Consider the following 22,709-nt stretch of genomic DNA (forward strand, 5'->3'; position numbering starts at 1 on the left):
GGAATTTATGAAAAATATAAAGAAAAGGAAAATACTGATTATCGTCATAGTACTTGTGATGGTTTCTCTTTGCTTTATACTTTTTTTGCAGTATAGTATAAGCAAGTCTATTTTGGGAGAAACAAAAGTAAAGTATATAGTAGATATCAATAAGGTGCAGGAGGTGCAGCTGGCACAGCAAGATTTTACTGCAGAAAAAATGCTGTCTAAAAGAGATAAGCTTCGATTATTTCAGATTTTGTGCAGTACCAGAAAATATAATAAAAAGAAAGATAAAAGTTATTTGCTGGACGGTTATTTTTTGTTTTCTCCTAAAATTCATTTGAGTTATGGCAAGGATTATAATTGGTACAAGGGTGGCATTATATATTGGGAATACAAGACAGGTATTATGTATTATTTCAGCATGGATGAAAGGAAAGTAAAGGGAGAAAAATATTATCTGGAAGAAGATAAAGCAGCGAAATTAAAGGAATTATTTGAAAAATATATTAATTTACAAGGAGTAGAGCGTCAGTAGAGAGAGTCTCAAAAATATATTTTTGAGAGATAGTGAATTTAATTAATGCATGAAGACTTTCCATGATGGTAGCAGGAAGTCTGCCCAGAATCTTTTTTATATCCCGAAGAGTAAAAAGTCATTTTGCCTCGGAAAATAAATTGATTCTGAGCATACCTCGCATCCAAAATTTGTCATGCAATTTCAGTTGAAGATTTTTCTCATCAGGTGTAAAATAAAGCTATCAAATTGAGTGACAAATCGGCAGTGTTGGTATAAATTGCCAGACAGATAAGGGGGCTGCCGGGGGAGTCGTTTGTGTCGGGGCGTTGCAGACGGCTTCTGCCAAAGTATGCGATTACTTTGCTTTGTCGCATTACGCTTCGGAATGGAGGTTTATCATGGCTAGGTTTACATTACCAAGAGATTTGTATCACGGTAAGGGAGCACTGGAGGCACTCAAGGATTTTGAGGGTAAGAAAGCGATCGTCTGTGTAGGCGGTGGTTCCATGAAGAGAAACGGCTTCCTGGACAAAGCAATCGGATATCTGAAAGAGGCTGGAATGGAAGTGGATCTGATCGAGGGCATTGAGCCGGATCCGTCTGTGGACACGGTTATGAAGGGTGCAGCAAAGATGCAGGAGTTTCAGCCGGACTGGATCGTTGCGATGGGTGGCGGTTCGCCGATTGATGCAGCGAAAGCGATGTGGATCAAATATGAGTATCCGGACGTGACCTTTGAGGATATGTGCAAGGTATTTGGTCTGCCGAAGCTTCGTACCAAAGCAAAGTTCTGTGCGATTTCATCTACCTCAGGCACGGCTACCGAGGTGACTGCATTTTCAATCATTACCGATTATGAGAAGGGGATCAAGTACCCGATCGCCGATTTTGAGATTACGCCGGATGTAGCGATCGTTGATCCTGAGCTGGCAGAGACGATGCCGAAGAAGCTGGTTGCTCATACCGGAATGGATGCGATGACGCATGCGATTGAGGCGTATGTTTCCACAGCCAATTGTGACTATACCGATCCGCTTGCGCTGCATGCGATCAAGATGATTCAGAGAGATCTGGTCGGTTCGTACGAGGGCGATATGGAGAAGAGAGACAATATGCACAATGCACAGTGCCTTGCCGGCATGGCATTTTCCAATGCACTTCTTGGTATTGTTCATTCAATGGCGCATAAGACAGGAGCTGCATTTGCCGATTACGGTGCACATATTATCCACGGCGCCGCCAATGCGATGTATCTGCCAAAGGTAATTGCATTTAATGCGAAGGATCCGGTTGCAAAGGAGCGTTATGGAGAGATTGCAGACTTCATGAAGCTGGGTGGCAGCACGGATGATGAGAAGATTTCGCTTCTGATCGATTATCTGCGCGGCATGAATGATGCACTCAATATTCCACATTGTATTAAGAACTACGGAGCGGACAGCTATCCGACTGAGGAAGGCTTCGTGCCGGAGGATGTGTTCTTAGAGCGTCTGCCGGAGATCGCCGCCAATGCGATACTGGATGCATGTACCGGTTCCAATCCGCGTCAGCCGTCTCAGGAAGAGATGGAGAAGCTGTTGAAATGCTGCTACTATGACACTGAGGTTGACTTCTAATGAGAAATCTTCTCAATAAATATAAATGAGAAAAATGAGTTAGTAAGGTTTTCCTCTTGTAAAAAATGAAAAATTGTATTAGAATGTGGGTATACCAAGAAAAGGAGGATTTTTAAAATGGCATATGTTATTGGAGATGATTGTGTAAGTTGTGGCGCTTGTGCAGGCGGATGTCCTGTAGGAGCTATTGCAGAAGGTGCTGAGCACTATGAGATCGATGCTGATTCCTGCATCAGCTGTGGTGCTTGTGCTGGTACATGTCCTTCTGGAGCTATTTCAGAGGAGTAATTTACTACACATGAATTACCGGACTGTCCTCGATGGCTTCACCGTGGACAGTCTTTTCCTTTTCAAAGCAATGAGAAATGTCAAATTATTACACAGCTTCCGACAGGGGCTGTTCGATTAATGGAGGATTCAAATGGACGCAAGAGTAAATAAAGATATGATTATCAGTGATATGCTTCAGATCGATCCGGGTATTGCCGCAGTATTGATGGCTTCCGGTATGCATTGTGTAGGCTGTCCTGCATCTCAGGGAGAGAGCCTTGAGGAGGCCGCTATGGTTCATGGTCTCAATGCAGATGAACTGATCGAGAATGTAAACGGATATCTGGCTAAGAAATAATCCGTCAGACCGACACGAATAGAAACGCTTCCCCGGCTGCACCCGGGGAAGCGTTTTTTCGTATCGGGAACACAGGATCAGATACTTGCCAGAACCTGAAGCGCATGTTCCTCGATCAATGGCTCGTAATGTTCCTCGTAGTAGGAGTGGCTGGCGTACATGTTGTGAACCGGACGTCCATACTCACTCATAATATTGCAGATTTTGTTAAACTCCTCCGGGCTGTGCTCGGATTTGTGGGCGATCAGATAGTACAGTCCGGACTTCTCGTCCTTGTATACGGTATTGGAACCGTGGTAGGTATAGATGAGATACTCTGCCAGACTTGTGAGATCGGAAAGGTTCCGGAAAGAGAAGATTTTGATCACATCGTGACTTGCGGTGTAGTCTTTGGTCTTTGGACGGTGTTCCATACCAAGTGCTTCTGAAAGAGAGATGAAATCGCCATCGGAGCTGCTCCCGGAAGGATTCTGTGGGAGTGCGGAGACTGCATCTGCTGCCGGCTCCGGTTCCATGAGAATATCGCTGTCAAACAGATCAAGTCCGGACATATCATCATCGAGCGTGAACATATTATCGTCGTCATCACCGTTTTCAAAATCGGAATCATCATCGGTAAAATGAGAGAAACGGGTATCCAGCTCATCCGGGTCATCAACCTTCGTAATGACAAGCACCAGACTGTCCGGATACATCGGGATCGCTTCCACCATAAGAGGGATGTCCTCTGCCTCAAAGCCAAACTCGTAGGATGCCTGCTGCATCATGTCGCGAAAAAGAGCCTTTGCCTTTTCACTTCCATAGGCAAGCTCGCTGATACGAAGTTCGCGGTCGCTTAAATCCTTCTGGTTCAAAGTGCATCGAATCTGATGATCATTGATTTTTTCGATACGCATAGGCTCACTTCCTTTCTATCTTAAATATGCATAATCACAGTAAAATGTCTGTTCCTTTGGTTAGTCTGATTATAGAATATTCTTACGCATAAGTCAATTTTCGAGAGCTTACCGATTACAAAGAAGATCGTTTTGCGCTCCCTATTATTTTTTGTGAATTTTCACCAGGAAATACTGCCATTATTTTGTCTCTTTTCTATTATCTGTAATTTCAGTTCTAAAAATGATTAAAAACTGATTTTATGAACCTGCATTTTGTGAAAACAGCACAGAAAACGGAGCGCTTTTTCGGCGCGAAACGCCCATTTTATGGGTTGTCACGAGTGATTCGTGTGTCGTATAATCAGTGCAGGAGAAAACAAACCTGGAAATTTAAGAAAGGAGGTTTTTGGTAAAAGTCAGACAACAGATTCACTTATCCGGCGTATTCAGGGAGGAATTTCTCCGGTTGGCAGTGGTATTTCAGGAGGATGACATTGAAACGTATCACAGTATGTACTTCCGTGTCGTCCGTATAATAGGAGGGTGTGTCATTGAATAACACAGGTGATTTGAAAGAACAGATGTATTCGTGGATCCTGGCAGAGATGGAACAGGCAGAGGCGGCAGGCATGAGTGTTTCCGTGGATGGGGAACCCTACACGCTGGCAGAGACAGACAGGCTCTATCAGGTGATGGAGGATGCCTACTATATGAAAAGCTATGTCGGTGACCAGAAGGGACGGATCACGGAGATTGATTTTGAACACTTGAATCAGGTCTGACAACTGTGGCAGATTAAATGCAGTATATGTCATGTTATGTGCGGATAGAAACCTTATAATCAAAACGTAATAATGAGTGTGCTTTCTGATGAACCGCCGGCCCGGGCAGCAGAACAGCACACTTATTGTAATATTCCGGGGCGGATGGACACAGGATTGATTGTCAAAAGGAAAAGTGATATAATTTTGTTTAAGTATTTGAACTTGGAATTTTTACATTTTGAATAGAAGAGAGGTACGGAGCCATGGAAAAACGACAAAAGAAATTGATCATTCCCTTTATAGCACTTCTGGTTCTCGCAATCCTTATTACCGGTATTGCGCTGCTCGTGAAAAAGTATATGCCGAGCAGTAAGGAGATGTCCTTAGATGATTATTTTAAGGTATCAAAGGGGGAGATGCAGGTGATCCTGCAGGATCAGATTTATGATACGAAGGCACTTTATGATAACGGTGAGATCTATGTGGATTTCGGACTGGTACATGATTCGCTTAATTCGAGATTTTACTGGGATGCGAAGGAGAACCAGCTTTTGTATACCACATCGACTGCAGTGATATCTGCGGCGGTGGACAGCAGCGATTATTATACGAATAAGAGTAAGTCTTCCATGGATTATCCGATTGTTAAGGTCAGCGGAGATAATGCCTATGTTGCGTTGGATTATGTGAAGCAGTATACGGCTCTGGATTATAAGAAGTACAAGAACCCGGACAGGGTTGTGATTACATACCGTTATAACGAGAAGGCGGATTTTGCCAAAGCGAAGAAGAAAGCGAAGCTGCGTTATCGTGCAAGCATCAAGAGTGATATTCTTGTGAATCTGAATGAGGGTGATGAGGTAAGTGTTCTGGAGCAGGGCAGTGAATCCACCTCCGGGGATAGCAGTGCGGCATCTTTTGATAAGGTAATGTCAGCAGACGGCGTTGTGGGTTATGTACGTAAGAAGGATATCGGTAAGCTGTATCAGTCCGAGTATACGACTGATTTTAAGGAAGAACAGTATTCCCATATCTTAAAGGACGGCAAGGTGAATCTGGTATGGCATCAGGTGACAACGAGTGCAGCCAATGATAATGTGCTCAATCTGCTCAATGCAACGAAGGGCGTTAATGTCGTTGCTCCGACATGGTTTACGGTTTCCGGCAATCATGGAGAGATCACCTCACTTGCCAGTGATACGTATGTGGCGAGAGCCAGAAGCCTTGGTGTAGAGGTGTGGGGCGTATGCAATGATTTCAGTAATGACAGTAAGATCGGCAAGGTGCTCGGAAGCACCACAACGAGACAGAAGCTGGAGAAGAACCTGATTGCAGAGGCAATCAAGTATAGTCTGGATGGTATCAATATTGATTTTGAACATGTCAGAAAGGCAAATGGCGATGATTTCATCCAGTTTATCCGTGAATTGGGTATTATGTGCCGTAACAATGGTGTGGTTCTTTCGGTTGATAACTATCCACCGACATCCTACTCCATGTACTACAACCGCAAGGAACAGGCAGCGGTGGCAGATTATGTGATCACGATGGCGTATGATGAGCATTATGCCGGTTCCGAGGAGGCAGGTCCGGTATCTTCCCTGAATTATGTGAAGGATTCCACCGTCAATACACTGAAGGAAGTGCCGGCGGAACAGACGATCATTGCACTGCCATTTTACAGCCGTCTCTGGAAGGAGACAACGAAGGATGGCAAGGTGAAGCTGACCTCCGAGGCATACGGTATGCGTTCCGCAAAGGAGAATATGACCGATGCGGGAGCTGCCTTTGCATGGGATGACAGCACAGGAACCAACTATGCAGAATACACCAGGGATGGTGTTGTCTATAAAATGTGGCTTGAGGATCAGAAGTCTCTCGAGGAGAAGATGAAGACAGTATCAGACAGCAAGACTGCAGGGTATGCATTCTGGAAGCTTGGTCTGGAGGATTCTTCCGTATGGGATATGATCATTAAATACATGTAGTTTTCGTATATTATTCTATCTGTTTTGGAATATTCATAATATGAAACAAAAGGATATACCGGAGCAGGTGAATGAAAAAGAATAGTATCAACAGAGTGATTGGATTTGTGATCGTAGGTCTGGTTTTGCTTGCGGCAGTGATCGAAACAGGAAGATCCGTATATACATGGTCACAGCAGGCAGCGAAGCAGCCGCGTTATACGATCGTGATCGATCCGGGACATGGAGGCAATGATCCGGGCAAGATCGGGATCAATGATGTGCCGGAGAAGGATGTGAATCTGGCAATCTCTCTGGAGTTAAAGGAGATTCTGGAGCAGAATGACTGCAGGGTTGTCATGACGAGACAGAAGGATGAAGCACTTTATCAGGCAGGTGATACGAACAAGAAGGTGGCAGATTTGCGTGCAAGGTGTCAGATGATCAACGACAGCGGAGCAGATGCGGTGATCAGTATTCATCAGAACAGCTTTACGGCAGAAAGCTCCCGGGGAGCGCAGGTGTTTTACCGGGCGTCTTCGCAGGAGGGCAAGAAGCTGGCAGATATACTGCAGACACAGCTTGTGTCAGGACTGGATCCGGACAACCGGCGTGTGGCAAAGGCAAACAGCGATTATTTTATGCTGAAAAACACAACAGCGACTATGGTTATAGTAGAATGTGGATTTCTTTCCAATTCCAAAGAGGCAGAGCTTCTGACGCAGGCATCCTACCAGCGCAGGGTTGCGTGGGCCGTGGCACTTGGTGTTTTACAATATGTGAGCGGAGGACTGAGTTAGATGAAAACGATAATGCAAACGATAAACCCGGAGAGCTTCCGGGATGAGGAGCTGGAGGAGGCGTGCCGGATCTTGCAGAAGGGAGGATTAGTTGCATTTCCGACAGAGACCGTGTATGGCCTGGGAGGTGATGCAATGCATCCGGAGGCATCTGCTAAGATCTATGCGGCAAAGGGACGTCCGTCTGACAATCCACTGATCGTGCACATTGCTGATATGGATGCGCTGGAGGATATCGCACAGTCAGTGCCGGAGGCGGCAGTGAAGCTTGCCGATCATTTCTGGCCGGGACCGCTGACGATGATCTTTCCGAAGAAGGAGGCTGTGCCGAAGTCTACGACCGGTGGTCTGGAGACAGTTGCGGTCCGGATGCCGAGTCACCCGGTAGCACGGGCACTGATCCGTGAGTCAGGGGTGTATATTGCGGCTCCGAGTGCCAATACGTCCGGACGTCCAAGTCCGACAAAGGCAGAGCATGTGAAGGAGGATCTGGATGGAAGGATTGATATGATCCTGGATGGCGGTGCGGTAGGCATTGGTTTGGAATCAACGATCGTTGATCTGAGTACGGGAGTTCCGACCATTCTGAGACCGGGTTATATTACCGGAGAGATGTTAGAGGATGTGCTGGGAGAGGTTCAGGTGGATCCGGCGATCCTGTCACAGAAGATGAATCCGAATATCGTGGCGAAGGCACCGGGCATGAAGTATCGTCACTACGCACCGAAGGGACAGATGACGATCATAGAGGGAGACACCGGTAAAGTGGTCGATGAGATCAATCGTCTTGTGAAGGAGAAGACAGACGAGGGATGCTCTGTAGCGGTGATCGCGACAGAGGAGACAAAGGATGCGTATGCATGTGCCAATGTGAGGAGTGTCGGATCGCGCGCAACAGAGGGGTCGATAGCAGCGGGATTGTATGATATACTAAGAGAGATGGATCACATTGGAGCGGAGTATATTTATGCGGAGAGCTTTGAGAAAGATACCTTGGGGAAGGCGATTATGAACCGGATGCTGAAAGCAGCAGCGTATCATGTCATCAAAGTATAAATAACAGAGAGGGGTACGGTTTATTGAAGAATTATTCGAAGATTATATTTGTATGTACGGCAAATACTTACCTGAGCCCTGTGGCAGAAGCAATGTACCGTCAGTTCACAGAGAAGGAGAGAGAACATCAGCGAGAGCTGGGACAGCCGGTATTTTCGTTTCCGCCGTGCTGCTCAAGGGGATTGGTTGTTCTGTTTTCAGAGCCGATCAGTCCAAAGGTAAATGTGTCTTTAAGCCAGCATGATCTGAAGCCCTGCTCGCATGAAAATTCTGTGCCGTTAGAACAGTTTGATATTACACCGGATGCATTGGTACTCACGATGACATTCAGTGAAAAGGTTGCTTATCTGGAGAAGTATGAGGGCGGCGAGGTTTATACACTGGGTGAATATGTCGGCGTGGATACGGATATTGTGGATCCGTATGGTGGTGAGGATGAGCAGTACGATCTGTGTTATCACGAGATCGGACGGCGTATCCGCAAGGTAATACAGATATTAATGGAAAATGAAAAAGACGAAGGAGGACAAGCAGAATGATTGCATTGGGAAGTGATCACGGTGGATATGGATTGAAGCAGGAGATCATCAGGTATCTGGAGGAGAAGGGGATCGAGTACAAGGATTACGGCTGCTACGATGAAAGACCATGTGATTATCCGGTCTATGGCAAGAAGGCAGCGCAGGCTGTTGCATCAGGGGAGTGCGAGAAGGGTATCCTGATCTGTGGGACAGGCATTGGCATTTCGATTGCTGCCAATAAGGTAAAGGGAATACGTGCTGCGCTGTGTCATGATGTGTTCAGCGCAAAGGCAACGAGGGAACATAATGATGCGAATATGCTTGCCATGGGAGCCCGAGTGGTAGGTCCGGGACTGGCACTGATGATCGTGGATACATTCTTGAATACGGAGTTTTCGCATGCAGAGCGTCATCAGAACCGTATTGACCAGCTTGAGGACTAGAGGAGCGTAATGATGGAAACCGAATTGCAAGATACTCTTGACACTCGTCATATCAAGTATTAAAATTGGTTTCAATGAATCAATCGTATACATGCATGGAATGTATACAGAATGGAGGAATAGTTATGGCAAAGAAAGATATCGATTGGCATAATCTGGGATTTGGTTATGTTAAAACGGACAAAAGATATGTGTCCAATTTCAAGGATGGCGCATGGGATGATGGCGCATTGATCAGCGATGACACAATTACGATCAGTGAGTGTGCCGGAGTTCTTCAGTATGCACAGACTGTATTTGAGGGTCTGAAGGCATATACAACAGAGGATGGTCACGTGGTGTGCTTCCGTCCGGATCTGAATGCAGAGCGTCTTGAGCAGTCAGCACAGAGATTGGAAATGCCGGCATTCCCAAAGGATCGTTTTGTTGATGCAATCGTACAGACAGTAAAGGCAAATATTGATTATGTACCACCTTATGGTTCAGGTGCAACTCTTTACATACGTCCATATATGTTTGGAACAAACGCTGTTATCGGTGTAAAGCCGGCTGATGAATATCAGTTCCGTGTATTTACTACGCCGGTAGGACCTTACTTCAAGGGCGGCGCTAAGCCGATCACAGTTCGTATTTCTGATTTTGATCGTGCGGCTCCTCATGGAACAGGTCATATCAAGGCTGGTCTTAACTACGCAATGAGTCTTCATGCAATTGTAGATGCTCATAAACAGGGCTTTGCAGAGAATATATATCTGGATTCTGCTACCCGTACTAAGATCGAGGAGACAGGTGGAGCTAACATTCTGTTCGTCACAAAGGACAACAAGGTTGTTACACCAAAGTCTAACAGTATCCTTCCATCTATCACCCGCCGTTCTCTTATGGTTGTTGCCAAAGAGTATCTTGGTCTTGAGGTTGAGGAGAGAGAAGTATACCTCGATGAGGTTAAGGACTTTGCAGAGTGTGGTCTTTGCGGCACCGCTGCTGTTATTTCACCGGTTGGCAAGATCAATGATCATGGTAAGGAGATCTGTTTCCCAAGTGGTATGGAGGAGATGGGACCTGTTACCAAGAAGCTGTATGAGACACTGACCGGTATTCAGATGGGTCGTCTGGAAGCTCCGGAGGGATGGATCAAGGTTATCGAGTAATTCATCACACGAATAAAGACAATAATAACACCCGGAAGAGATTCTTTAGAATCGCTCTTCCGGGTGTTTTTGCCTTTTCAATACAGGAAAATACGCGTAATGTAGTGTGACGCCTCCGAGAATTGTGAAGCAATTTTCGGAGGGAAAAACGCTGGTTGAGGTGTCTCTTTTTACAGTCCGTCTACCTGCTTGGCGAGGAGCAGCCGGTCTCCGGGGTGAACCTCCTCGGAGGTCAGTCCGTTCAGAGCCATGATGCTTTCCGTGGAGGTCTGATATTCCTTGGCGATATCCCAGAGGCTGACGTTATCGCTGACGATGAAGCCGACAATGCCGGGCATTTTCTGAAGCCGTTCCAGATCCTGAGGGGCTTCCGTGATCTCGCATACTACCTGACATTCGGCCGGGGTAAATACGATGGCGCCGATACTTAAAACAGCTTTTGCTTCAATTTCCGCAGCATCCAGCATGATCACACTGATCTGGTTGATATCGGTCTGGAGCAGATAGTGATCCTTCGGGGATATTCCCTTGATCTCCATAAAATGCTGGAATGGAATGGCGGCGCGGAGACTGCCGAGAGGACGGTCATCGTTTTCGGTGACATAAAGAATATCCAGCTCGACAACGCCCTCCAGAGCAATGCCGTTCTCCTGGATTTCCTGTTCATCGATCTGAACTCTGCCTGAAGCAGTACAGATCTGCAGGATCTTATCCTGATTTTCATCTGCCTTGATCTGTTCGGAAACCCGGATCACATTCTGGGTTTTTAGAAGCAGCCGTTCAAAGTGGACCGGCTGACGCGAAAGTGTCAGCTCGCAGGCGGTGGAGTAGGCATCGGACAAAATAGAAAGCTCGACATCTTCATAGAATTTCATGGTAATATTAACGGGCAGCTCCAGCTCCAGAATACGCTGTTCTCCGTCCTCATCCGGTTTTGCCTCCATTGTGCCGCACTGCGGCTGGAAGCTGATGTCCGGGATCATCTGCTCATTGCAGCCGGAGCAGGAAACCAAGCTGTCGATGGAGCATTCTGTTTCCAGATATTCCATGCGGCGCTCTTCATCGACCGGCACATAAAGAACGAAAACATGCAGATCGCCGGTGATGCGCACGCTGTCCTCGAGAAGTCTCGTCTGTAGATTTTGAGGCGTCATTTCATAGTACAGAATGGTATCAATATTTGGCTTTCCCTTTGGGAGGTTAATCTCATCCTTGATCCGGAATACATCGCGTGTGCGCGGTGTCGATCTTGTGTAGACGATCGTATCGAACTGCTTGTGCAGACCGTCTGGGGAAAGCGACTCCATACCGGTCCGGACTGTCTCGTCGGAAAGGATATCGATGCCTGCAGGATCGCTTGCTTCCTCCTCACACCGGCAGTGGAAACCGGCAATTGCGCGGACGCTGATCTTGCGGGAATGGATCAGCTGGATCTGGCAATCCTCGAGATCATAGCTGCAAAATACATCGTCTGTTTCCGTAAGACCATCGAGATTGACGGTTTCCTCGAAGGGAATCTGTCCTTTCATATTATGTACCGGGCGGATGTCATCGTGGCTGGCATAAAGCAGCTCAAATTGCAGACTGCCCCTTAGAACACATTTGTTTAGTTCGCATTTTATTTCTGTGAGATCCAGACAACCGTTCTGTTTTATGATAAGATCAATGTCCGGCTTGGTGTCGGGTACGTTGACGTCATCCTCCAGTGTGGTCTGGATACTTCCATGACATTTGATTTGATTGGTGATCATTGTTTCTGATGAAAGTTTCATGGGAATTCCTCCATATATCTGATTTGTTGTCCCGTATGATTCAATATATGAAAGAAAACTTCAGGATATTCAAAAAAATCGGTAAAAAGATTGGACAGATATAGCTATCTGCTTTATAATTAAAGTATATTTTTGTACGAAATTTTTAAGGAAACAAGGAGGTTTATTATGGCTGGAAAGAAAGGAAAAAGCAGGAAAAGCAGCAGCAGACTTCGTTTGAAGATCATGCTGGTAGCTCTGCTTCCTATGATATTGATGGCAGTTATCGTAGGAGTTGTGGCAGCAAGAAATATGTCAGAGGGAATGCGTCAGGAAATGTTGTATGCCCTGAAGGCAGAGGCGCATTCGCTGGAGCAGGTGTATAATGCTGTCAACAGCGATACATATTCCGTCAGCGGCAACAAGCTGATGAAGGGAAGCTTTAACATTACGGATGAGACGGACTTTATTGATTCCTTTGTAGAGGGAAGCGGTATGGATGTGACTGTATTTTATGGGGACACCCGTATGGCGACCACACTGAAGGATGATTCCGGCAAACGTATCGTGGGAACACAGGCGGATGCGGATATTGCCAAGGCGGTGCTTGCAGGTGAGACGGTTGAGAAGGAAAATATCACGATTGACGGGAAGAAATATTGTGTATGCTATTCACCGCTCAGGGAATCTTCCGACAAGATCGTTGGTATGGTGTTTGCCGGAAAGCCGGTAGCCGCTGTACAGGCTCTGATCACAAAGCGTACTACGGCGATTGTGGTTGTTGAAGTTGTCTTGATACTGATCGCCATGGTCATTATTTTCTTCTTGACAAGGGGGATCAAGATAGGCTTACAGGCAGCAGAAAAGGCTGTTGAGGGATTGTCTAACGGAGATCTGACCGTGGCAATTGAGTCAAAGGCGATGCGCAGAAACGACGAGCTTGGTGATATGGCAAAGGGAGTTGCAGTTTTGCTGAACCAGCTTCTTGAGGTTGTCAATCATATCCGGACTTCTTCAGAGATGCTTCTTAAGTCGGGAACGGATCTGAGTAACATGGCATCGCAGACAAACTCTACCGCTGAGGATATCAGCAAAGCCATCGAGGATATTTCACAGGGAGCTGTTTCTCAGGCGGACGAGATTGAGCGTGCATCCAGTGAGGTTGAGACGATGGGACAGCTGATCAGCCACATTGTAGATAATGTTGCAGAGTTAGATAAGGGAACACAGGAGATCAAGAACTCCAGTGACCGTTCGATTGATATTATTGAGGATCTGACGGCATCCAACGATAAGAGCATGGAAGCTGTTAAGCATATTGCCCGTCAGGTCAATGCAACCAATGAATCTGCCATGAAGATCCGTGCGGCAGTTGATCTGATCACCTCGATTGCGGAGGAGACAAACCTTCTTTCCCTCAACGCATCGATCGAGGCAGCGCGTGCCGGTGAGCAGGGACGTGGATTTGCGGTAGTAGCCGGACAGATTCAGAAGCTTGCTGAGCAGAGTAACGAATCTGCCGGAAGCATTGCGGATATTATCGGAGAGCTTTTGAAGGATTCAGAGAATTCTGTCCATATCATGGAAGAGGTTCAGGAGATTATGAACGAGCAGCAGGAGAAGCTGCAGGCAACAAGACGCCAGTTTATGGAGGTTGGCGATGGTATCGGAGGTGCCGCTCAGGCAGCAGGTATGATCCGTCAGCAGACAGAACACTGCAATACCGCCCGTGCAAACGTGGCAGACGTGATCTCCAATCTGTCTGCAATCTCTGAAGAGAATGCAGCATCCACAGAGGAGACCACAGCTTCTATGCAGGAGATGAATGCAACGATCAATATTCTGGCAGAGTCTGCACAGCAGCTGCAGGATATGGCGAAGTCTCTGGAAGAGAATATTTCCTTCTTCCATATGGAGAGGGATCGTATCAAAGACAGCATTCATGAGGCGATCGAGGCGTAATTCTTCAACGGACGCATGTGCGAGGTGAACAAAGAGGTAGAATTCAGAGGCACAGATCCGTGTGCCGGTCATAAACGATAACAGGAAAGAAAGGGACGAGAAATGCTTACATATTCAGATGAGATTACGGTGGAGGAGTACAATGATCTTCGACGCTCCGTCAATTGGATCACCGTAAAAGACAAGAGAGCACAGAAGGCATTGACCAATTCTTTCTATAAACTGATTGCAAGAAAGGACGGGAAGCCGGTTGGCATGGCGAGAATCGTCAGTGACGGAGGCTACACCTATTTCATTACCGATGTGATCGTCCGCCCGGAGTGCCAGGGAGAGCATATCGGCACGCAGCTTATTGATAAGCTTCTGGAGTACATCAAGAGGGATGTTATGGATGATGAGACGGTTATGGTCAGCCTGATGGCGGCATACGAGAGGGAAAGCTTTTATGAGCGCTTTGGATTCCACACACGCCCGTTTGGCAATCATGGTCCGGGAATGTCCATGTGGGTGTCCAGAATCGCAGACGGAAGCATCATCACGTCATAAGATGACACCTGCGAATTTATGAGATCATAAAACGGAAGTATCAGCCGGTTAGCCGGTTCGATACTTCCGTTTTTATTGCAATTACATATTAAAATATTTCATGAAAATATCTGTACGAAAAATGGGATACAGATAATTACACAAATTTATTCGCGGCGGCATCATAGCTGTAATCTATCGCCTTTAATTTTGCACAGATCGCTTCCTGATCCAGATCCAGAGACTTGCATAAATCCTCCAGATTCGGATAGAAGTCGCGAAGCTGTGTGTTCAGATAACTCACTAACATGATTGGATCATTTGGAATATTCATTATTTCTTACCCTTTCCCGCAGATACATTGATTAATTCAACAATCTTTTCGATGGAATTGTTGAGCTGGCTGCGCTGCATTGCCTTGATGAAACGCTCCTTCTCATCAAATGCTGTATTGACTGCATTAAGAAGCTTTTCGTTCGTCAGCTCTTCCTCCTGAATGACAATGCTGTAGCCCTGCTTCTCAAAGGAGGCAGCATTTAAGATCTGGTCACCGCGGCTTGCCTGAGCGGATAATGGGATCAGGATATTTGGCTTGCGCAGGGCAAGAATCTCGCAGATTGCATTGGCACCGGCGCGGGAGATCATAATATCGGCAGCAGCCATCAGGTCACGAAGCTCCTCCTTTATGTACTCAAACTGTACATAGCCCTTAGTTCCGTTTAAGGATTCGTCCATCTTGCCCTTGCCGCACAGATGAATGATCTGGAAACGTTCCAGAAGCTGTGGGAGGATTGCACGGACTGCCTCGTTGACGCGGACAGCACCGAGACTTCCGCCAATGATCAGAATAACAGGCTTGTCATCGGTAAAGCCGCAGAAGCTAAGTCCCTTCTCGCGGCTGCCCCGGAACAGCTCCTGACGGATCGGTGAGCCGGTGAGAACGCCCTTGTGCTCCGGAAGATGCTTTAATGTCTCCGGAAAGTTGGTGCAGACTCTGTCCGCACATGGAATACAGATCTTATTGGCAAGACCCGGTGTCATGTCAGACTCATGGATCACGCATGGAATGTGGCGCGTCTTCGCAGCGACAACAACCGGAACGGAAACAAAACCACCTTTGGAAAATACGACATCCGGACGGATCACCTTTAACAGATGGCGCGCCTGACCGTAACCGCGGATCACCTTAAATGGATCACTTAAATTCTTAGGATCGATATAACGGCGCAGCTTACCACTGGAAATGCCGTAGTAAGGAATGCCAAGCTCCGGGATCAGACGGCTTTCAATGCCTTCATAGGAACCGATATAATGAACCTCGTAGCCCTGTTTCTTAAGCTCCGGGATCAAAGCAATATTCGGTGTGACATGACCGGCAGTGCCTCCGCCGGTGAGAACTATTTTCTTCATTTTATAACCAATCCTTTCTTCTAAAGAATATGAAAATTAGACATAATAAACCTTCTATCATTATATTAGCATTCCTGTATTTTATCAACTCTAACTTCGTTCACACATAAAACACGCTTTTTACACGTTTTCTACATGAAGTTTCTGTATGCTGGTAACATGTTTTAGGATCTGCACAGAAAGGCATGGTGAGTATTTATGAAAAAGAAACGAGGAAAAAAGTTTAAGCGTATTGTTGGCGGCGTGGCGGCAGCAGTCGTTGTTGTGGGAGTGGTGATCGGCGTCCGGATGATTCGCGCAAAAAAAGCTTCGCCCGCAGGAGCCGTGAAACAAAGCACAACAACTTTGACGAAAATGGATCTGACGGATTCGATCAGTGCTTCCGGAACCATCGAGAGTAAAAAGACGCGCTCCGTTACGGCGCAGGTGAATGACGTCACAGTACAGAAGATATATGTGAAGGTCGGTGACGAGGTTAAAAAGGGTGATAAGCTTGTTTCCTTCGATTCGGACAGCCTGAGTGAAAGCCTTTCCGAGGCACAGGATTCCCTGCAGGATGTGCAGTCAAGTGCAGCTTCTGAGGTGGAATCCGCACAGGAGCAGTACGATACGGCGGTCAGTGACCGGAACTATAATAACGCAAAGGCGGCAAAGAATCTGCAGAAGGCAGTGAAGGCGCGGGATACGGCAAAGAAAGCGGTTGAAACTGCGAAAACAAAACTGAAGCAGGTCAAAAAGAAAGCCGGGGCGAAGAACAGCCAGGATGTGACGAAGGCGCAGGAGGCTCTGACGAAGGCACAGGAAGTGTACGAGCAGGCAAAGACAGCGGTTGAGACAGCGAGAGATAATAAAAATGACACCGCACGTCAGAATAAATCCTCTGTAACGCAGGCACAGACCGCCTTGAAAAATGCACAGACAAACCGGAAGAAGAACGTGAAGGAAGCGCAGAAGCAGGTGACATCTGCGCAGGAGGCGGTTGCTAAATGTGCGGTGACTGCACCGATGGATGGTGTTGTGACAAGCCTGAACGTGTCTGCGGGAGATACGTACACCGGCGGCACGATCGTGCAGCTTGACGATACGAGCGGTTACACGATCACAACAAGTGTGGATGAATATGATATCAGCAATGTCAAGAAGGGACAGCGTGTGGTGATCCTGACAGAGGCAACCGATGAGGATGAACTGGAGGGAGTAGTGACCTTCGTGGCACCGTCGACAGGAAGCACATCCACAACAACCTCTGCGAGCAGTGGCAATGGTGCAGATGCCGGAAACTCATCGAGCGATGGATATGAGGTACGGATCCGCATAAAGACAACCGACAGCCGGATCAAGATGGGGATGACAGCCAAATGCAGTATCGTGCGGGATGAGGCAAAGGACGTTTTTGCCGTGCCGTATGATGCCGTTTCCGAAAATGCAGACGGCACATACTATATCACAGTGGTAGACGGCAGCGGAAGCAGTACAGGATATACAACGCAAAGTGGTGATAACAGCCAGGATAGCTCCGATAATTCCGGACAAAGTGGTGATTCCGGACAAAGTGGCAAAATGGGAAATCCTCTGGGAAAGGACGAAACAAACGCATCGGATGACAGTACAAAGGGAACGGCCAAGACCCGTCAGATCACGGTGACCAAGGGAATGGAAACGGATTATTATGTGGAAATTTCCGGGGATGATCTCGAGGAAGGTCTGGAGGTTGTGATGCCTACCGATAAGGTTTCCGACAAAAGCTCATCAAGCGACAGCCAGAGCGGTTTTGGAAGCATGAACGGCATGGGCGGCGGTATGCCGGACAGCGGTGGAATGGGTGGCAGTGGAAACAAAGGCGGCTTCGGCGGCGGACCGGGAGGTGGAAAATAATTGGCACAGGAACAGGTACAAGAGCATGTCATTTCCTTAAATGGCATTGTGAAACGGTTTTATATTGGTAAGCCCAATGAACTGGAAATCCTGCATGGAATCAATCTTGAGGTCGAGCGCGGGGAGTTTGTCTCAATTGTCGGAGAATCCGGATCCGGTAAGTCGACATTGATGAACATTATCGGAGCACTGGACCGTCCGACCGAGGGGGAATACCGGTTGCAGGGAAAGAACATTGGGGAGGCAAAGGACAGAGAGCTTTCCTCAATCCGTAATCAGGAGATCGGCTTTGTGTTTCAGACATACAATCTGATCCCGCGGACAACGGCACTGGAAAATGTGGAACTGCCAATGCTCTACGGCAAAATGAAGAAAACGGAGCGGAGAGAACGCGCCAGAGAGCTTCTGGAGCTGGTCGGCATGAAGGAGAGAATGCTTCACAAGCCGGAGGAGCTGTCCGGCGGTCAGAAGCAGCGAACGGCAATTGCACGTGCGATGGCAAATGATCCGTCGATCATTCTGGCGGATGAGCCGACCGGAGCTCTGGATTCGGAGACGAGCCGCAGGATCATAGATATTTTTCATAGGCTTCACCGGGAGCAGGGGAAAACGATCGTGCTGATCACACACTCCACAGAACTTGCACAGGAGACGGACCGCGTGGTCAAAATCTCAGATGGCAGGATTCTTGCAGAATAAGGAAACAGCCTTACAGAAGGATGGGACGACAGAAGTAGAAAAGTATGCTGCAGGAATAAGGTGAAGCGAAGAAAGGAGGAAAGAATTTGTTGATTTGGGAAAATATTAAAATAGCCTGCAAGGCACTGTTTTCCAATAAACTTCGTGCGTTGCTGACGATGCTTGGAATTATCATCGGCATTGGCTCGGTAATTGCGATCATGACGGTCAGTGAGTCGCTGACGACTTCGATCTCCGAGAGCTTTCAGGAGATGGGAGCGAACAATGTCACAGTCGGTCTGTCGGCGAAAAGTGATAAGGAAGAGGTTCGTGCAGACGGCATGCGGTTTGGTGCGTCAGGCAGAAATGTTTCTGTGACGGAGGAGGACCGGATCACTGACCGGATGATCAGTAAACTGAAGAAAACCTTCAAAAACCAGATTGCGGCAGTGGCTGTCAGTGAAAGTGCCGGAACGGCATCCGTATCCAGGGATGGCGACTCCGTCAATATCAATGTCAGCGGTGTCAATCAGGATTATTTTGAGAGTGATCAGGTGACTCTTTTGGCAGGACGTCTGATCAAAAAAGCAGATCTTTCCGAAAAAAAGCATGTCATCGTGGTATCGGATCAATTGGTACAAAGCTTGTTTGACGGGGACAATGATGCGGCACTCTGGCAGAAGATCAACGTGAACATCAATGGAAATTATCAGGATTTTTATATTGTCGGTGTTTATGAATATGAGAGTGCGGGCACAGTCAGCGACAGCGATGATGTGACAACGAATGCATATATTCCGCTGGCAACAGAGAAAGAAATTATGCGCTCGGATGATGGGTACACGCAGTTTACGATCGTGACGGATACCTCTGTATCAAGTGTGTCCGCCTTTGCGAATCAGGTTGAGGCGTTCTTTGCACCATATTATGCAAGTAATGATAATTACGAGATCGCAACCTCAACGATGGAGTCTATGACGGAGTCGATGAGCGAGATGGTGCATACCGTATCGCTGGCAATCTCCCTGATCGCCGGAATCTCGCTTCTGGTCGGTGGTATCGGTGTTATGAATATCATGCTTGTGTCGATCACGGAACGAACCAGAGAGATTGGAACAAGAAAGGCGTTAGGTGCGACAAATGGTTCTATCCGGTTGCAGTTTATCATTGAATCCATGGTATTGTGTCTGGTGGGCGGATGCCTCGGCATTGTGCTGGGACTGATCCTTGGTTCTGTGGCAGCATCGGTGCTTGGTTATTCGGCAACGGCACCGGTGGCGGCAATCTTCGTTGCAGTGCTGTTTTCTATGGTGGTCGGTGTATTCTTTGGATATTATCCGGCAAATAAAGCGGCGCGTATGGATCCGATCGAGGCACTCCGCTATGAATAAGAAAAATTATTCTGTCATAATGAAATGCTTCGCAATTCTCGTTGTTATAACACTACGTTGATTTGTCCATATATTAAAAAAAGACAACAAAAGCGAGCCCCAGAGTGTTCAGCGGGGCTCGCTCGCATTTCACGAATGCACGAAAAACGGAACAGCGCTATTTACTTATTTGCTTTCTTGTCTGCAGCCTTGACACGGTCACGATATGACATGACTTTCTCGATGGAAGCACAGACCTGCTTATACTGAGCCTTGGTCTCCTCCAAATGCTGCTTTCCGGACTCTGTCAGGTGGTAGTATACACGGAAACGCTTTCCGACTACCTGAACCTTACGTTCCTCCAGAAATCCGTTCTTCTTCAAACGGTAGAGCGTTGGGTACATCGTTGCTTCATTCAGCTGATACTCGCCCTCGCTCTCTTTCTCAAGATCCTGCGAAAGCTGGTAGCCATACTTGTCTTCTTCTTCCAGCAAATGCAAAAGGATCATTTCAATTGTTCCACGCTTTAAGTTATCTCTTATACTCATCTCTACTCTACACAACCGATCTTTGATATTTGATATCCTCCCACATGGTATCACTTACATTATAACACAAATTTAAAAAAAATGCTGGATATCAGTAAAAGAATTTAGTAAATATTTACATTTTTAAGATTTTCCGCCAAAATTGGCTGGAGAATCATGGATCCAACAAGTAAAGTGACCACACATGCAACGGCTATGCCACACAAAATTCTCTTCTGGCGATGCTGGGAAAGAGGATGCTTCAGCGTTTCATCGACAAAATGTTCATAGATCACCCGATAATCTGCATCCGGTTCATCCTCTGCATATTGAAGCATATCGCTGTAGAGCATGAACTGCGCCTGTTTCAGAGCTTCTGCGTCAACACGTTCCGTGGTGTCGGAAAATGTCTGTTTTGTAATGTCACGGCTGAGCTGTTTCAGTCGATAGGATAATAGAAATGAACGCATAAGTTACTCCTCTCCTAGCTCAATACTCCTGTCTTGCTGCAGGAGAGCTGCAAATTAACTGTTTTGGATGCGGTAGACAGTTTTAAATGATATGTAGCCTTACCATATGCGGTGTTGCCGCTTTCCCAGTGGGAACCTCCGCTATAGGACCATGAGTTTTTGTAGATGGCAATCTCATGAGAAGAATCCGTGCAGGAAACCAATGTGGTTCCATCGTACTTAAAGGTGCCGTGAAGCGTGTAGGTCCAGCAAAGAACATCGTTTGCATTGTAGTAGCTGTATTTCTTCTGTCCGGACTTTGTATGTGTTTTGGCAATGGTTGCGATATCAGATATCGTCTCCGATGTCGTGACCACGCAGTAGCCGCCATCGTCCAGAGCGATCGTCTCCTGTGCGATAACGTTTGTCCGGGCGGATGCAGTCCCTGTCGGAATCAGAGCTGTTGCTGTTAAACAAAGTGCCATTGTTAGTGCGGAAAGTGCTTTAAAAAGTTTTTTCATAATGTGAACCTCCTATTCGTTCAGATAGAAAACTGGTGTCGAGGAAGGAGTTTCAATGGTTGAATCAGAATTGTCCTGAAGTTCAATTTCGGCATGACCTTTGGTATCGGAAAGTTGGCGCAATCCCAGACGGACAAAGATTCCAAGTGCCAGAATACTCACTGCACAAATGGCAGCTACCGCTATTCGTATTACATTTCTTTTCCGTTGGGCGTGACTTTCGCTGCGCATCAGCTCCTGTTGCTTCTTAAGCTCCTCTGGATCTCCGAAACGTGCATAGATCTCTGACGCATCCGCAGCCGGGTGCTCTTTCAGATAACAGTCCAAAGAATCACTCATGTCTTCGAGAAACTGGTCAATGCGATCGCGGTCTCCGGAGTAATACTCCCGCAATTGCTGTAGATATTGTTCCCGATCAAAAGAGTCCATCAAAATACCTCCTCCTCATTCGTTACAAAATTATCATAACCAAAATAATTTTATTTTGCAAATGCATTAGCAACAAAACCATTAATTATAATAATTTTCTAAATATATAAAGTATTCACAAGAATTTAGTTTATTTTATTAAAATATTATAAACTATGCTTGATTTTATCAAATAAATAATTTTCGTGTAAGAGCACTTTTGAGATAATAACACGGCAGTATTCCTAATCGGAGTGCATACACGCCTGAGCGGAATGTAAATGAAAGCATAACACAAGTATAATTTAAAAGATAGTTGAAATAATGATTGCATAATGTAATGGAGCAATCGCTGACATTTGCCGGGACAGATTTTTGAATTCGGTATTATATAGTATAGAAGGTGTTTGTATGGCTTTGAGTAATAAAGAGATTGGGGCGAGGATACGGAATGTCCGTCGGGAATGCGGGCTGACGCAGGATCGTTTTGCGGAGAAGTTTCATGTTACCCAGCAGACTCTGAGCCGTTACGAGAGCGGAAAGATTGCCGTTCCCAATGATACACTCGAGGATATTGCCAAAGAAACAGGTATTTCCGTGGGATATTTTCTTGGTGTGGATTCTGTAGATTTTAGCGATGATGAGCTGTTGCTTGTGGAGTTTTACCGCAGGTCCGATGACAGACTCCGCAGAAAGATTCTGGAGGTTGTGAGGATCATGACATCCGATATTTCCGGGAAGGAATCAGAATCATAGGAAAGTGGATTTTTGAGTTAAAAATTGTGGATTGACGGTTGACAAGCGACCAAAAGGATACTAATATAAAGTCGTAGTGAAAAACTGTGACGGAGACAGTACCTTATTTGGAAACGCTTCAGTGAGTCCGGGATAGTGCGAACCGGATGCA

The 22,709-nt window shown here is 46.6% G+C and carries 25 protein-coding genes; 17 read left to right on the forward strand and 8 right to left on the reverse strand.

Translation table 11 applies throughout. From position 1 onward, the window contains the following. The 4 genes from ACZLMD_RS02745 to ACZLMD_RS02760 form a co-directional block, all read left to right on the forward strand. The coding region (locus ACZLMD_RS02745) for a hypothetical protein (protein ID WP_489495095.1) at nucleotides 1–520 on the forward strand (520 nt) is incomplete at its 5' end. Nucleotides 521–900: 380 nt separating this feature from the next. Continuing rightward, on the forward strand, nucleotides 901–2,118 hold the full coding sequence (locus ACZLMD_RS02750; RefSeq protein ID WP_022305292.1) for an iron-containing alcohol dehydrogenase: 1,218 nt from the start codon (nucleotides 901–903) through the stop codon (nucleotides 2,116–2,118). Nucleotides 2,119–2,235: 117 nt separating this feature from the next. Beyond that, entirely contained in the window at nucleotides 2,236–2,406 is a 171-nt protein-coding gene (gene fdxA, locus ACZLMD_RS02755; protein ID WP_022305293.1) for a 4Fe-4S ferredoxin, read from the forward strand. Nucleotides 2,407–2,539: 133 nt separating this feature from the next. Then, complete coding sequence (locus ACZLMD_RS02760; RefSeq protein WP_022305294.1) at nucleotides 2,540–2,746, forward strand: DUF1858 domain-containing protein; 207 nt, start codon at nucleotides 2,540–2,542, stop codon at nucleotides 2,744–2,746. A gap of 77 nt (nucleotides 2,747–2,823) precedes the next feature. Here ACZLMD_RS02760 and ACZLMD_RS02765 read toward each other — a convergent pair whose 3' ends face one another. Further along, entirely contained in the window at nucleotides 2,824–3,642 is an 819-nt protein-coding gene (locus ACZLMD_RS02765; RefSeq protein WP_022305295.1) for an adaptor protein MecA, read from the reverse strand. A gap of 533 nt (nucleotides 3,643–4,175) precedes the next feature. Here ACZLMD_RS02765 and ACZLMD_RS02770 point away from each other — a divergent pair. The 7 genes from ACZLMD_RS02770 to ACZLMD_RS02800 all read left to right on the forward strand — a co-directional run bounded on the left by ACZLMD_RS02770 (nucleotide 4,176) and on the right by ACZLMD_RS02800 (nucleotide 10,326). Beyond that, complete coding sequence (locus tag ACZLMD_RS02770; protein WP_022305296.1) at nucleotides 4,176–4,406, forward strand: hypothetical protein; 231 nt, start codon at nucleotides 4,176–4,178, stop codon at nucleotides 4,404–4,406. A gap of 245 nt (nucleotides 4,407–4,651) precedes the next feature. Next, entirely contained in the window at nucleotides 4,652–6,376 is a 1,725-nt protein-coding gene (locus ACZLMD_RS02775; RefSeq protein ID WP_489495096.1) for a glycosyl hydrolase family 18 protein, read from the forward strand. Nucleotides 6,377–6,447: 71 nt separating this feature from the next. Continuing rightward, nucleotides 6,448–7,155 (forward strand): N-acetylmuramoyl-L-alanine amidase, encoded by a 708-nt coding sequence (locus ACZLMD_RS02780; RefSeq protein WP_022305298.1) that lies wholly within the window; start codon nucleotides 6,448–6,450, stop codon nucleotides 7,153–7,155. Next, nucleotides 7,156–8,211, forward strand: coding sequence for an L-threonylcarbamoyladenylate synthase (locus ACZLMD_RS02785; RefSeq protein ID WP_022305299.1), 1,056 nt, complete (start codon nucleotides 7,156–7,158; stop codon nucleotides 8,209–8,211). A 23-nt stretch (nucleotides 8,212–8,234) separates the two neighbouring features. Further along, nucleotides 8,235–8,750: an arsenate reductase/protein-tyrosine-phosphatase family protein gene (locus tag ACZLMD_RS02790; protein WP_022305300.1), complete on the forward strand. Its 516-nt coding sequence runs from the start codon at nucleotides 8,235–8,237 to the stop codon at nucleotides 8,748–8,750. Continuing rightward, a complete protein-coding gene (gene rpiB, locus ACZLMD_RS02795; RefSeq protein ID WP_022305301.1) occupies nucleotides 8,747–9,175 on the forward strand; it encodes a ribose 5-phosphate isomerase B in 429 nt (142 codons plus the stop codon). The genes ACZLMD_RS02790 and rpiB overlap by 4 nt, the downstream gene beginning before the upstream one ends. Nucleotides 9,176–9,300: 125 nt before the next feature. Beyond that, nucleotides 9,301–10,326 (forward strand): branched-chain amino acid aminotransferase, encoded by a 1,026-nt coding sequence (locus ACZLMD_RS02800; protein WP_022305302.1) that lies wholly within the window; start codon nucleotides 9,301–9,303, stop codon nucleotides 10,324–10,326. A 170-nt stretch (nucleotides 10,327–10,496) separates the two neighbouring features. On the opposite strand, the gene ACZLMD_RS02805 is transcribed toward ACZLMD_RS02800, so the two are convergent. Then, nucleotides 10,497–12,098 (reverse strand): DUF3794 and LysM peptidoglycan-binding domain-containing protein, encoded by a 1,602-nt coding sequence (locus tag ACZLMD_RS02805; RefSeq protein ID WP_484107261.1) that lies wholly within the window; start codon nucleotides 12,096–12,098, stop codon nucleotides 10,497–10,499. A gap of 168 nt (nucleotides 12,099–12,266) precedes the next feature. Between ACZLMD_RS02805 and ACZLMD_RS02810 the strand changes: the two genes are divergently transcribed. Together ACZLMD_RS02810 and ACZLMD_RS02815 are read left to right on the forward strand one after the other, a co-directional pair. Next, nucleotides 12,267–14,039 carry a methyl-accepting chemotaxis protein gene (locus ACZLMD_RS02810; RefSeq protein ID WP_484107262.1) on the forward strand — a complete coding sequence of 591 codons (1,773 nt, stop codon included), beginning with the start codon at nucleotides 12,267–12,269 and terminating at the stop codon, nucleotides 14,037–14,039. A gap of 102 nt (nucleotides 14,040–14,141) precedes the next feature. Continuing rightward, nucleotides 14,142–14,585: a GNAT family N-acetyltransferase gene (locus tag ACZLMD_RS02815; RefSeq protein ID WP_118561670.1), complete on the forward strand. Its 444-nt coding sequence runs from the start codon at nucleotides 14,142–14,144 to the stop codon at nucleotides 14,583–14,585. A gap of 136 nt (nucleotides 14,586–14,721) precedes the next feature. Here the strand turns inward: ACZLMD_RS02815 and ACZLMD_RS02820 are convergent, their stop codons facing one another. Both ACZLMD_RS02820 and murG read right to left on the reverse strand, forming a co-directional pair. Then, complete coding sequence (locus ACZLMD_RS02820; protein WP_022305307.1) at nucleotides 14,722–14,898, reverse strand: DUF4250 domain-containing protein; 177 nt, start codon at nucleotides 14,896–14,898, stop codon at nucleotides 14,722–14,724. After that, nucleotides 14,898–15,974, reverse strand: coding sequence for an undecaprenyldiphospho-muramoylpentapeptide beta-N-acetylglucosaminyltransferase (gene murG, locus ACZLMD_RS02825; protein ID WP_118561668.1), 1,077 nt, complete (start codon nucleotides 15,972–15,974; stop codon nucleotides 14,898–14,900). The genes ACZLMD_RS02820 and murG overlap by 1 nt, the downstream gene beginning before the upstream one ends. 198 nt (nucleotides 15,975–16,172) lie before the next feature. Between murG and ACZLMD_RS02830 the strand changes: the two genes are divergently transcribed. The 3 genes from ACZLMD_RS02830 (at nucleotide 16,173) to ACZLMD_RS02840 (ending at nucleotide 19,918) form a co-directional block, all read left to right on the forward strand. Then, nucleotides 16,173–17,849 carry an efflux RND transporter periplasmic adaptor subunit gene (locus ACZLMD_RS02830; RefSeq protein ID WP_484107263.1) on the forward strand — a complete coding sequence of 559 codons (1,677 nt, stop codon included), beginning with the start codon at nucleotides 16,173–16,175 and terminating at the stop codon, nucleotides 17,847–17,849. Then, entirely contained in the window at nucleotides 17,850–18,548 is a 699-nt protein-coding gene (locus tag ACZLMD_RS02835; RefSeq protein WP_484107264.1) for an ABC transporter ATP-binding protein, read from the forward strand. A gap of 86 nt (nucleotides 18,549–18,634) precedes the next feature. Continuing rightward, nucleotides 18,635–19,918: an ABC transporter permease gene (locus tag ACZLMD_RS02840; protein WP_484107265.1), complete on the forward strand. Its 1,284-nt coding sequence runs from the start codon at nucleotides 18,635–18,637 to the stop codon at nucleotides 19,916–19,918. A 161-nt stretch (nucleotides 19,919–20,079) separates the two neighbouring features. Here ACZLMD_RS02840 and ACZLMD_RS02845 read toward each other — a convergent pair whose 3' ends face one another. The 4 genes from ACZLMD_RS02845 to ACZLMD_RS02860 all read right to left on the reverse strand — a co-directional run bounded on the left by ACZLMD_RS02845 (nucleotide 20,080) and on the right by ACZLMD_RS02860 (nucleotide 21,823). Beyond that, on the reverse strand, nucleotides 20,080–20,445 hold the full coding sequence (locus ACZLMD_RS02845) for a PadR family transcriptional regulator (protein ID WP_484107266.1): 366 nt from the start codon (nucleotides 20,443–20,445) through the stop codon (nucleotides 20,080–20,082). A 104-nt stretch (nucleotides 20,446–20,549) separates the two neighbouring features. Beyond that, nucleotides 20,550–20,894, reverse strand: coding sequence for a hypothetical protein (locus ACZLMD_RS02850; protein WP_022305313.1), 345 nt, complete (start codon nucleotides 20,892–20,894; stop codon nucleotides 20,550–20,552). Between the two features lie 14 nt (nucleotides 20,895–20,908). Beyond that, nucleotides 20,909–21,394: a hypothetical protein gene (locus ACZLMD_RS02855; protein ID WP_484107267.1), complete on the reverse strand. Its 486-nt coding sequence runs from the start codon at nucleotides 21,392–21,394 to the stop codon at nucleotides 20,909–20,911. Between the two features lie 12 nt (nucleotides 21,395–21,406). Next, on the reverse strand, nucleotides 21,407–21,823 hold the full coding sequence (locus tag ACZLMD_RS02860) for a DUF1700 domain-containing protein (RefSeq protein WP_484107268.1): 417 nt from the start codon (nucleotides 21,821–21,823) through the stop codon (nucleotides 21,407–21,409). Nucleotides 21,824–22,213: 390 nt separating this feature from the next. Here ACZLMD_RS02860 and ACZLMD_RS02865 point away from each other — a divergent pair, with 390 nt between their 5' ends. Next, a complete protein-coding gene (locus ACZLMD_RS02865; protein WP_022305316.1) occupies nucleotides 22,214–22,558 on the forward strand; it encodes a helix-turn-helix domain-containing protein in 345 nt (114 codons plus the stop codon). The last annotated feature ends 151 nt before the right edge of the window (nucleotides 22,559–22,709 follow it).

It is taken from the genome of Jutongia sp. (assembly GCF_057878315.1).